7 protein-coding genes are annotated in these 9,939 nt (G+C 74.9%); all 7 read right to left on the bottom strand.

All coding sequences use genetic code 11. The features are described 5' to 3' along the window. Nucleotides 1-77 precede the first annotated feature (77 nt). The 7 genes from ACIA8O_RS01605 to ACIA8O_RS01575 all read right to left on the bottom strand — a co-directional run bounded on the left by ACIA8O_RS01605 (nt 78) and on the right by ACIA8O_RS01575 (nt 9,925). Nucleotides 78-2,354, bottom strand: a complete 2,277-nt coding sequence (locus ACIA8O_RS01605) for a lantibiotic dehydratase (protein ID WP_396291475.1) — start codon at nt 2,352-2,354, stop codon at nt 78-80. After that, a complete protein-coding gene (locus ACIA8O_RS01600) occupies nt 2,351-2,605 on the bottom strand; it encodes an acyl carrier protein (RefSeq protein ID WP_396291474.1) in 255 nt (84 codons plus the stop codon). Before ACIA8O_RS01600 ends, ACIA8O_RS01605 begins: the two co-directional genes overlap by 4 nt. A gap of 308 nt (nt 2,606-2,913) precedes the next feature. Beyond that, nucleotides 2,914-3,858 (bottom strand): threonine/serine dehydratase, encoded by a 945-nt coding sequence (locus ACIA8O_RS01595; RefSeq protein ID WP_396291473.1) that lies wholly within the window; start codon nt 3,856-3,858, stop codon nt 2,914-2,916. Beyond that, complete coding sequence (locus ACIA8O_RS01590) at nt 3,855-5,354, bottom strand: amino acid adenylation domain-containing protein (protein ID WP_396291472.1); 1,500 nt, start codon at nt 5,352-5,354, stop codon at nt 3,855-3,857. The genes ACIA8O_RS01595 and ACIA8O_RS01590 overlap by 4 nt, the downstream gene beginning before the upstream one ends. Then, nucleotides 5,351-7,657: a lantibiotic dehydratase gene (locus ACIA8O_RS01585; protein WP_396291471.1), complete on the bottom strand. Its 2,307-nt coding sequence runs from the start codon at nt 7,655-7,657 to the stop codon at nt 5,351-5,353. Before ACIA8O_RS01585 ends, ACIA8O_RS01590 begins: the two co-directional genes overlap by 4 nt. A gap of 7 nt (nt 7,658-7,664) precedes the next feature. After that, a complete protein-coding gene (locus tag ACIA8O_RS01580; protein ID WP_396291470.1) occupies nt 7,665-8,612 on the bottom strand; it encodes an ornithine carbamoyltransferase in 948 nt (315 codons plus the stop codon). Nucleotides 8,613-8,665: 53 nt separating this feature from the next. Then, the gene (locus ACIA8O_RS01575; RefSeq protein WP_396291469.1) at nt 8,666-9,925 is read right to left on the bottom strand and encodes an aspartate aminotransferase family protein; all 1,260 of its coding nucleotides are present in this window, start codon (nt 9,923-9,925) and stop codon (nt 8,666-8,668) included. Between the last annotated feature and the right edge of the window lie 14 nt (nt 9,926-9,939).

Here is a 9,939-nt window from a genome sequence, read left to right as displayed (position 1 = left end):
CTCGGTGTCCCGATGCGGGCAAGCGAAAGGGGCCGGGTCCTGACCAGTGGTCAGGACCCGGCCCCGCCGGGTGGTGCTCAGTCCGTCACGGCCACGAAGCGCAGCTCCGAGGTGTAGCCCCGGCCCTGGTCGTCCGTCAGCCAGGCCTGCTCCGGGGTGGGCAGCATCTCGGTGACGGTCAGCCGGGCCTCCGGGTCCTTGCGGGCCAGCCGGCGGGCCGCCTTGGCCAGGATGTTGACGTAGGCCGGGCTGTCGAAGTCCACGAAGAACGGCCGCGGTTCGGCCGGCGAGACCACGAAGACGAACCGGGGCAGCTCCCGCTCCCGCCACCACCGGCGGGCCCGGACGAACCGGCGCGCCTCGCTCTTGTCCTCCGCGAAGTCCAGCGCCTGGCCGGGGAAGCGCCAGGTCTCCCGGGCCACCACCACGGAGTCCAGCGACAGCCGGGGCGTGTGGTCGGCCTCCGGCAGGATCCGGAAGCGGTCCATCACCAGGGTGGTCAGCACGTGCGAGAAGACCTCGACCGCGTCGAACTCCGTGCCGTCCGGCAGGACCACGACCAGCCGCCCCGCCCGGCGCTCGACCGTGGCGTCCGCGCTGCGCACCGTCCGGGGGCGGCCCGGGTCGGCGGTGTCGTCGAGCAGCGCGACCTGGTAGTCCTCGGGACGGACCAGGAAGTGCCGCACCCGGATCGACAGCCGGGACTTGTGCTCCTTCGGCAGCAGGGGCATCAGCCGGGCCGAGGGGTGGTCCCGCCCGGTGCGGGCGAACAGCTCCTCGGGGGCCGGGTGCTGGTTGACGAAGAGCGAGTTGCCCAGGGTGTTGGCGGCCAGGTGCAGTTCGCCGAGGACGAGTTCGAACTCGCCCCGGGCCACCGCCTCCGGGCCGTCGGCGGCGATCATCACGTCCGGGCTGACGTACCGGGCGGCCGCCCAGCCCGCCTTCGGCGCGCCGAAGGCGGCCGCGACCTCGGCGGCCAGGTCCACGCCGGCCACCCGGACCCGGCGCGCTCCCCCGGGCAGGCGCAGGATCTCCGCCCAGCGGCGCTGGAACTCGGCCTGGAGCCCGGCCGCCTCGGCGACGGCGTCCCCGTGCAGCACCGGCATGCAGGCGAACCAGAAGCTCGCCAGGTCCACCGGCCCGTCCGCCGCCAGCCGGTCGAAGACCTCGCCGGCCCGGCGCATCACCCGGGCGGCCAGCTCCTCGGTCAGCCAGACCGTACTGGTCATCAGCGGGTCGAGCGGAGCCAGCGCCGCGAGCACCTGACGGCCGATCAGGGTACGGGCGGAGCGGACGCAGTCCGCGTAGGCGACGGCCCGGCAGGGTGCGGTGGTGTCGCTCTTCTCCCGCTTGGCGGCCGCCTCGGTCAGGGTCTCGAAGCACTCCTCCAGCGCGCCGAGGGCCCGCACCAGCCGCTCCGGGTCCTGGCCGGCGGCCGCGACCTCGTCCCGGGCACGTTCGAGCGCGTCCAGCCGGGCCAGCGCCGGATCGCGGACCGCCGGGTCACCGATCGTCAGCAGCCGCTCGCGCAGCCGCAGTTCGGGCCGGATGTCGGCGGGCACGTCGAGCCGCCAGGTGACCCAGCGGCGCCGGACCAGCTCCTCCAGGGCCGCGGTCACCTCGGTGTCCGGGCCCAGCAGGAGCTGGATCTCGCGGGCCGGGCGGCGCCCGTCGCACAGGCGCAGGACGTCCACCAGCGCGGACGGGACGGCGAGGGCGGGGCGGCCGGGCACCCGGACCGCGTCCCCGTCGATCCGGACGTAGGGCACCCGGCGCGGCGCGAGCCAGGGCCGGACCGCCGGGTCCTCCTCGATCACCTTGGCCAGCGCGTCCACCGACCAGCCGGCGAGGTACACCGTGGAGGCCTCGACCAGCCCCGTGCCGGGGTCGACCTCGACGCCCTCGACGGAGCCGTCGAGCCGCCCCCAGCCGACCGGGCCGAAGAAGCCGATGGTGTCGTTCTTCACGCAGAACCGCTGCCAGTAGTGGGCCACCAACTCCTCGCGCTGGCGCGGTTTGAAGGTGCGTCCGTCCGCCGCGGGCGACCAGTTGAGGAAGGGCCGGACCGCCGAGTCGAGCACGCCCCGGTTCTGCCAGGCGACGGCGGCCCGGAACGGCCCGGCGGCGGCGATCTCCTGCATGGTCTCGGCGGTGCGCACGGCATCCCGTTCGAAGGCCCGCTCGAAGTCCTTCCACTCCGGGCCCTCCAGCCGGCCGTCGAACTTGTCCGCGGCGGTGGCCAGGCCGTCGGGCGCCAGCCGGAGCACGCCGTCGGCCGGGAAGCCCGGCCCGCGGACGCCGACCTGGTCCCAGAGCCGCCACCGCCCGCCCAGCGGCACCGAGTCGCCGGTCATCGGACGGCTGCCAGGTCCTCGGCCACGACCTCCGCGAGCTCGGCCGGGGTGGGGTGGGTGAAGACCAGCGCGACGGCGACCTCGACGCCCAGCGCGCCGCGGAGCCGGTCGGTGATCTGGAAGGCGGCCAGCGAGTCGCCGCCGGCCTCGAAGAAGTCGCTGTCCCGGTCGAGGCCCGGGTCGCCGAGCGCGTCCCGGTAGGCGTCGAGGACGAGGTCGGTGAGCGCGGCCGGGTCGGTGGCGATGGTCATGGTGCTTTCCTCTCGATGGACGTGGGTCTCGATGGACGTGCGTCAGGTCGACGGGTGCTGTGGGTCATGCGGCTCGTGCCTCCCCGGCGGGGTTGGCCCCATCAGGAGCGTCGTTCGGTGCGTGCTCTCGGCGTGCCGGAGAAAGGCCCTCGTAGCGGAGCTACTCGGGCCTTTGGCCGGTGCGGCGAAAGGGCCCCTCCTGCCCGATGGCGGGCAAGGAGGGCGCGTGCCGGGCGGCGCGACGGGGCGAACCCCGCCGGGGAGGCACGAGGGCACCGGCGGCTGCCGGTGCCCTCGGGGAGACGTGGTCACGGGGTGAGGTTCAGGGCCTCCGCCAGCGCGGCGGCGGTGTTGCCGCCGGAGACGATGACGGCGGTCCGGCCGGTCCGGCCGGGGAGGCCGGACCGGAGGGCGCCAGCCAGGGCGACGGCCCCGGTCGGTTCGGCCGCGATGCCGGCCCGGCGCAGCAGGCCCTGCGCCCGGACGATCTCGGCGTCGGTGACGCCGAGCAGCTCGTCCACCCGGCTCCGGACGATCGGCAGGATCACCTCGCCGGGGCGCTGCCCGCGCAGCCCGTCCGCGACGCTGTCGCAGGGCGGCACCTCGACCGGGCGGCCGAGGGCCAGCGACCGGGCGTAGCGGCGGGCCCCCGCGGGCTCGACGCCGACGATCCGGACCGGGCGGGCGAGCCCGGCCGCCGCGAGGCAGACCCCGGCGAGCAGACCGCCCCCGCCGGTCGGCACGAAGACCGCGTCGAGGTCGGGCGCGTCCTCGAACACCTCCAGGCCGACGGTGCCCTGACCGGCTATCACCAGCTCGTGGTCGGAGGAGGGGACGAAGACCGCGCCGGTCCGGGCCGCGAGCGCCTTCGCGTACCGGTCCCGGTCGGCCACCCCGCCGTCGACCCTGGTCACCCGGGCGCCGAGCCGGCGGATGGCCCGTTCCTTCGCCTCGCTCGCCGCGGCGGTCATCACCACCCTGACCCGCCGGCCGAGGGTGCGGCCGATCGAGGCGACGGCGATGCCGTGGTTGCCGGAGGAGCCGGTGACGATCTCCGGGGCGGCCGTCGCCAGCACGGCGTTGGCCGCGCCGCGGGCCTTGAACGAGCCGCCGCGCTGGAGGTGTTCGGCCTTGAACAGCAGGCCCGGCAGGACCGGGCTGGTGAGCAGCGGGGTGCGGTGCACCTCGCCGGCGATCCGTTCGGCGGCGGCCAGCACGTCGGCCCGGCCGAGCAGCAGGTCGGCGGCGGTCACCGGGCGGCCTCCAGCGCGAGCGCCCGCCGGTCGGCCTTGCCGCTGTGGGTCACCGGCAGGCTCGTGAGCCGGGTGAAGCGGCGGGGCAGCATGTACGGCGGCAGCGTCGCGGCGAGGTGGGCGCGCAGCTGCGCGTCCCCGGTGGCGCCCGGCGGGCCGGTGATGTGGGCGTGCAGCCAGACCCGGCCGCGGTCGTCGGTCTCGGCGGTCACCACCGCGCCGGTGACCTCGGGGTGTCCGAGCAGCGCGCCCTCGACCTCCGCCGGGTCGATCCGGTAGCCGCGGATCTTGACCTGGCGGTCGGCCCGGCCGAGGTACTCCAGGGTCCCGTCGGTCCACCGGCGGGCCAGGTCCCCGGTGCGGTACATCCGCGCTCCGGGCGGACCGCAGGGGTCGGGGACGAAGCGGTCGGCCGTACGGGCGGGCTGCCCGCCGTACCCGCGGCCGACGCCGATGCCGCTGATGTGCACCTCTCCCACCGCGCCGTCGGCCACCGGGCGCAGCTCCTGGTCGAGCAGCCGCACCCGGGCGCTGTCGATCGGCGTGCCGACCGGGTCGGTACCGGTGTCGGGGTCGGCGGGCACGTCGTAGCGGGTGGAGGTCATGGTGCACTCGGTCGGCCCGTACTGGTTCACCAGCCGCCCGCCGAGCAGGCTGCGGCCGCCGGCGGCCAGGAAGGGCCGCAGCGACTCGCCGCTGGAGGCGAGCAGCCGGATGCCGCGCAGCCGCTCGGCGGCACCGGGCGCCTGGGCCAGGAAGGTGAGGAACGAGGGAGTGGTGCTCAGCACGGTGTTCACGCCGTGGGTGGCGACGGTCTCGGCGAAGGCGTCCGCGCGCATCAGCTTGGCCCGGTCGACCAGGACCAGCCGGCCGCCGGCGGCCAGCGGGGCGAAGGTGTCGCGGAGGGAGGCGTCGTAACCGAGCGGGGCGAGCTGGAGGACCACCGTGTCCGGCCCGAGCTCGAAGTCCCGGACCAGGCACCGGAGGTAGGCGTGCAGGCCGCGGTGCTCGATCAGGACGGCGTTGGGCGCGCCGGTCGAGCCGGAGGTGTGGCTGACGTACGCGAGGGCCCGTGGCTCGGGGGCCGGGAACGGCAGCCCGTCGGGCTCGGGCAGGACGTCCAGCAGGATGGCCGGCAGCGGGAGCAGCAGTCTGAGGTTCTGGGCGAGTCGGCTGCTGGTCAGCAGGTGGCGGGCGCCGCCGCTGGTGAGCTGGGCGGCCAGCCGGGGGGTCGGGAGGTCGACGTCCAGGCTGAGGAAGGCGCCGCCGGCCCGGAGCACCGCGGCCATCGCGACCACGGCGTCCACGCCCCGCTCGACGGCGATCGCGCAGACCTGCTCGGGCCCGACGCCCCGGGTCCGCAGGTGGGCCGCCAACCGGTGGATGCGGTCGGCGAGTTCGCCGTACCGGAGCACCCCGTCGTCGGTGACGATCGCGACCGCCTCGGGGGTGCGGGCGGCGTGGGCCAGGATGTCGTCGACGAAGGTGCCGGTCATGCGTCCTCTCCGCTCTCGACGGTGCGGTCGACGGCCACGAAGCGCAGCTCCGAGGTGTAGGTGCTGCCCTGGTCGTCCGTCAGCCAGGCCTGCTCCGGGGTGGGGAGCATCTCGGTGACGGTGAGCCGGGCCTGCGGGTCCTTGCGGGCCAGCCGGCGGGCCGCCTTGGCCAGGATGGTGACGTACACCGGGCTGTCGAAGTCCACGAAGAACGGCCGGGGCTCGGTCGGGGAGACCACGAAGACGAACCGGGGAAGCTCCCGCTCCCGCTGCCAGGCCCGGGCCCGGACGAACCGGCGCGCCTCGCTCTTCTCCTCCGCGAAGTCCAGCGCCTCGCCCGCGAACCGCCAGGTCTCCCGGGCCACCACGGTGGAGTCGATGGTGATCCGCGGCGAGTGCTCGCCGTCGGTGCGCAGGGTGAAGCGGTCCATCACCCGGTGGGTCAGGGCGTGGCAGAAGACGTCGAGCAGGTCGAAGACGGCGCCGTCGGGCAGCACGGCCACCAGCCGCTCGTCCCGCTCCTCGACCCGGACCTCCGCGCAGCGGACGGTGCGCGGGCGGGCCGGGTCGGCGGTGTCGTCGACGATGGCGACCAGGTAGTCCTCCGGGCGCTCCAGCGCCTGCCGGCTGCGGCTGGACCACTTCAGCGGCATCTCCTTGGGCAGCATCGGGATCAGCCGGGGCCCGGGGAAGTCCCGGCCGGTCTCCTCCAACAGCTGCTGCCGGTCCGGGTGTTGGTGGACGAAGAGCGAGGCGGCCAGGGTGTTCATGGCGACGTGCAGTTCGCCGACCACGAGCTGGAAGTCACCGCGTTCGACATCGGCCAGGTCCTCCGCGATGATCATCACGTCCGGGCTGACGTACCGGGCGAGCGACCAGCCCCGGCCCGGCTCCGCGAAGGCCTCGCGCACCTGGTCCCCGATCTCGGCCGAGGAGCGCTGCACCCGGCGGGCCCCCTCCGGGGCGTCGATGATCCGGGCCCAGCGCGCGCGCAGCTCGGCCTGGATCCGCTCGATGTCGGCGGTCGACTCCGGGTGCGGGGCGGGCAGGCAGGCGAACCAGAGCGAACCGAGGTCCACCTCGCCCTGCCGCTCGCGCAGCCGCAGGTACTCCTGCCGGATCCGGGCGCCGACGGTCTCGGCGTAGCGGTTGGTCATCCAGCGGGCGCCGGTCAGGCAGAGTTCGAGCGGGGTGAGCTGTTCGAGCACGGCCGTCCCGACCGTGGCGGTGGCGGCGCGGCGGTGGTCGGAGTAGGCCAGCGCCCGGTTCGGGGCGGTCCGGGAGCCCTTCGACCGCTGGGCCGAGAGCTCGGTGATCCGGGCGAACTCGGCCTCCAGCGCGGAGAGCGCCGCGACCAGCTCCTCGGCGTCGAACCCGGCCCGGCGGACCCGGTCCCGGGCCGCCTCCAGCGCGTCCAGCCCGGCCAGCGCCGGCTCGCGCACCGCCGGGTCGCCGACCCGCTCCAGCAGCGCCCGCAGCTCACGCTCCGGGAAGGTGCTCGCCGGGGTCTCCAGCCGCCAGCTGACCCAGCGCCGCCGGACCAACTCCTCCAGCGCGGCGGTGACCTGCCGCTCCGTCAGCCCGGCGGCCTCCGCGATCGCGGCCGGCAGCCGTACGCCGTCGCAGAGCCCGAGCACCGTCAGCTGCTCGGGCGGCAGCACGAGGGGCGGGCGGCCGGGGACCACCACGGCGCCCTCGGAGATCCGGACGTACGGCACCGGGCGCGGGGCCAGCCAGGGCCGGATCGCCGGGTCCTCGCCGAACACCTTGGCCAGCGCGTCCACCGACCAGCTGGAGTAGTAGACCTCGGAGGCCGCGCTCAGGCCGCTGCCCGGGTCGACCTCGACCCCGCGCCGCGCGGTGTCCAGCCGCCCCCAGCCGACCGGGCCGAAGAAGCCGATGGTGTCGTTCTTCACGCAGAACCGCTGCCAGTAGTGCGCGACCAGCTCCTCGCGCTGCCGGGGCATGCTGGTGCGGCCCGCCACCGACGGGGTCCAGGCCAGGAAGGACTTGATCCCGGTCTCCAGGACGGTGCGGTTCTGCCAGGCCACGGCGGCCCGGAAGCGGTCCGAGCCGGCGATCTCCTGGAGGATCTCGGCGGTGCGCACCGCGGCGAGGTCGAACGCCTCCTGGAACGCCTCCCAGTCCGGGCCGTCCGGCCGGTCGTCGAACTTGTCTGCGGCCTCGGCCAGGCCCTCCGGCGCCAGCCGGAGCACCCCGGCCGCCGGGAAGCCCGGCCCGCGGAGTGCGAAGTGGGGCCACAGGCGCCACCCGCCGCCGGGCAGGGTCACGGTTTCTGGCATGACGGGACTACCTCCCAAGGGAATCGGCCGGGGTGCCGGTCAGGCACCACTCCAGGACGGCACGCGCGCTGTGGTACTTGTTCTCGGCCTGCTGGAACGCGATGCTGGCCGGTCCGTCGAGCACCTCGGCGGTGACCTCCTCCCCGCGGTGCGCGGGCAGGTCGTGCATGAACACCGCTCCCGGGCCGGCCTGCTCCAGGACCGCCGCGTCCACCTGGAACGGGGCGAACAGGCGCCGCCAGTCCGGGTCCGGCTTGACGGTCCCGGTGGTCTGCCAGCGGGTGGTGTAGACCACGTCCACCTCCGGCAGCTCGTCCATGTCGTGGCGCTCCGCGACGTACGAGCCGGCCTCCTTGGCGTGCCGCAGGGCCCGGTCGAGGTAGTCGCGGTCGAGGCCGTACCCGGGCGGCGTCCGCAGGTGCAGCTCGGTGCCCGGGAAGCGGGAGAGCGCCAGCGCGAGGGCCGAGGCGGTGTTGTTGCCCTCCCCCACGTAGAGCACCCGCAGCCCCTCGATCCGGCCGAACCGGCCGAACAGCGTGGTGAGGTCGGTGAGCGCCTGGGTGGGGTGCTCGGCGGCGCTCATCGCGTTGACCACCGCCATCCGCTGCTGGTCGGCGTAGGCCCGCAGCTCCTCCTCGCAGCCGGCGGTGCGGGCCACCAGCACGTCGAGCATCCGGGAGAGCACCGCCCCGGTGTCCTCGGTGCACTCCCCGGTGTTCTCCTGGAGGTCGCCGGGGCCGTAGGTGATCAGCCGGCCCCCCAGGCGCAGCGCCCCCGCGGAGAAGGCGGTCCTGGTGCGGGTGGACGTCTTGCGGAACAGCACGCCGACCACGGCGTCCTGCAGCGGACGCGCCGCCTCGCACCCGCCGGCGGCGTACTCGGCACCGCGCCGGACGATGCCGCGCAGGTCCTCGTCGGTGAGGTCGTCGATGGAGATCAGGTGGTTTCGGGGCATCGCAGGGGCCTCCTTCTCGCAGCGGATTCGGGTCAGGGGTCGTGGGGCGGCCCCTACGCGGTCAGCCCGTCCCGGAGGACGGCCAGGCCGCGGTCGAGCCGGGCGGCGTCGATGGTCAGCGGCGGCATGACCTTGAGCACCTCGTCGTAGCGGCCGCACCGCTCGACGATCAGGCCGTGGTCGAACGCGTACCGCTGCACCCGCTCGGCCCGCTCCGGCCCGCCGCTGCGGCCGGTGTCGATGCCGAGGACCATGCCCCGGCCGCGCAGGCCGAGGGCCGGGTCGAGTTCGGCGAGTTCGGCGCGGAACCGGTCGAGCCGCTCCGAGGCCGCCGCCAGGCCGGTGTGGAAGCCGCTCTGCTGCCACAGCTCGCAGGCGGCGGTGGCGGCGACGAAGGCCAGCTGGTTGCCGCGGAAGGTGCCGGTGTGCTCACCGGGCTCCCAGACGTCGAGCTCACGGCGGAACAGGGTGAGCGAGAGCGGCAGCCCGTACCCGCTGATCGACTTGGACACCGTCACCACGTCCGGGACGATCCCGGCGTCCTCGAAGCAGAAGAAGGTGCCGGTGCGGCCGCAGCCGGACTGGATCTCGTCCAGGACCAGCAGCACGCCGTACTTCTCGGTGACCGCGCGCAGCTCGCGCAGCCAGCCCCGGCTCGCCGGGTAGACGCCGCCCTCCATCTGGAGCGGCTCGACGATGACCGCGGCCGGCCGCTCCGTCCCCGAGGACGGGTCGGCCAGCAGCCGCTCCAGGTAGCCCACCGAGTCGAACGGGCCGAGCGGGCCGTCCTCGAACGGGACGAAGGTCACGTCCCCTCCGCCCACCCCGCCCGCCCGGCGGGCCCGGAGGCCGCCGGTGACCGCGAGGGAGCCGCGCGACATGCCGTGGTAGCCGCCGGTGAAGGCGACCAGACCGGTGCGCCCGGTCGCCTTGCGGACCAGCTTGAGCGCGGCCTCCACCGCGTCGGTGCCGGTCGGGCCGGTGAACTGCGCCTTGTAGTCGAGGCCCCGGGGCTGGAGCACGACCTCGTTGAAGCGGGCGAGGAAGTCCCGCTTGGCGACGGTGTGCATGTCCAGCCCGTGCATCACGCCGTCGGAGGCCAGGTAGTCGAGCAGCCGGCCCTTGATCGCGTCGTTGTTGTGGCCGTAGTTGAGGCTGCCGGCGCCGCAGAAGAAGTCCAGGAAGGCCCGGCCGTCCTCGGTGAACAGCTCGGCGCCCTTGGCCCGTTCGAACACCACCGGGAAGGTGCGGCAGTACATCCGCACCTCGGACTCCAACTTCTCGAAGACGGCGGTGTCCTGAGGGAGGGTCATCTGATGTCCTTTCG

It is taken from the genome of Kitasatospora sp. NPDC051853, from assembly GCF_044452665.1.
Classification (GTDB): domain Bacteria; phylum Actinomycetota; class Actinomycetes; order Streptomycetales; family Streptomycetaceae; genus Kitasatospora.
Note: the sequence above shows the minus strand (reverse complement) of the source record. Positions and strands in the feature narration are given on the sequence as shown.

Excerpts from the sequence above, each read along its gene's own strand:
- ACIA8O_RS01605 (WP_396291475.1), bottom strand. The coding sequence starts at position 2,354 with ATGACCGGCGACTCGGTGCCGCTGGGCGGGCGGTGGCGGCTCTGGGAC.
- ACIA8O_RS01600 (WP_396291474.1), bottom strand. The coding sequence starts at position 2,605 with ATGACCATCGCCACCGACCCGGCCGCGCTCACCGACCTCGTCCTCGAC.
- ACIA8O_RS01590 (WP_396291472.1), bottom strand. The coding sequence starts at position 5,354 with ATGACCGGCACCTTCGTCGACGACATCCTGGCCCACGCCGCCCGCACC.
- ACIA8O_RS01585 (WP_396291471.1), bottom strand. The coding sequence starts at position 7,657 with ATGCCAGAAACCGTGACCCTGCCCGGCGGCGGGTGGCGCCTGTGGCCC.
- ACIA8O_RS01580 (WP_396291470.1), bottom strand. The coding sequence starts at position 8,612 with ATGCCCCGAAACCACCTGATCTCCATCGACGACCTCACCGACGAGGAC.
- ACIA8O_RS01575 (WP_396291469.1), bottom strand. The coding sequence starts at position 9,925 with ATGACCCTCCCTCAGGACACCGCCGTCTTCGAGAAGTTGGAGTCCGAG.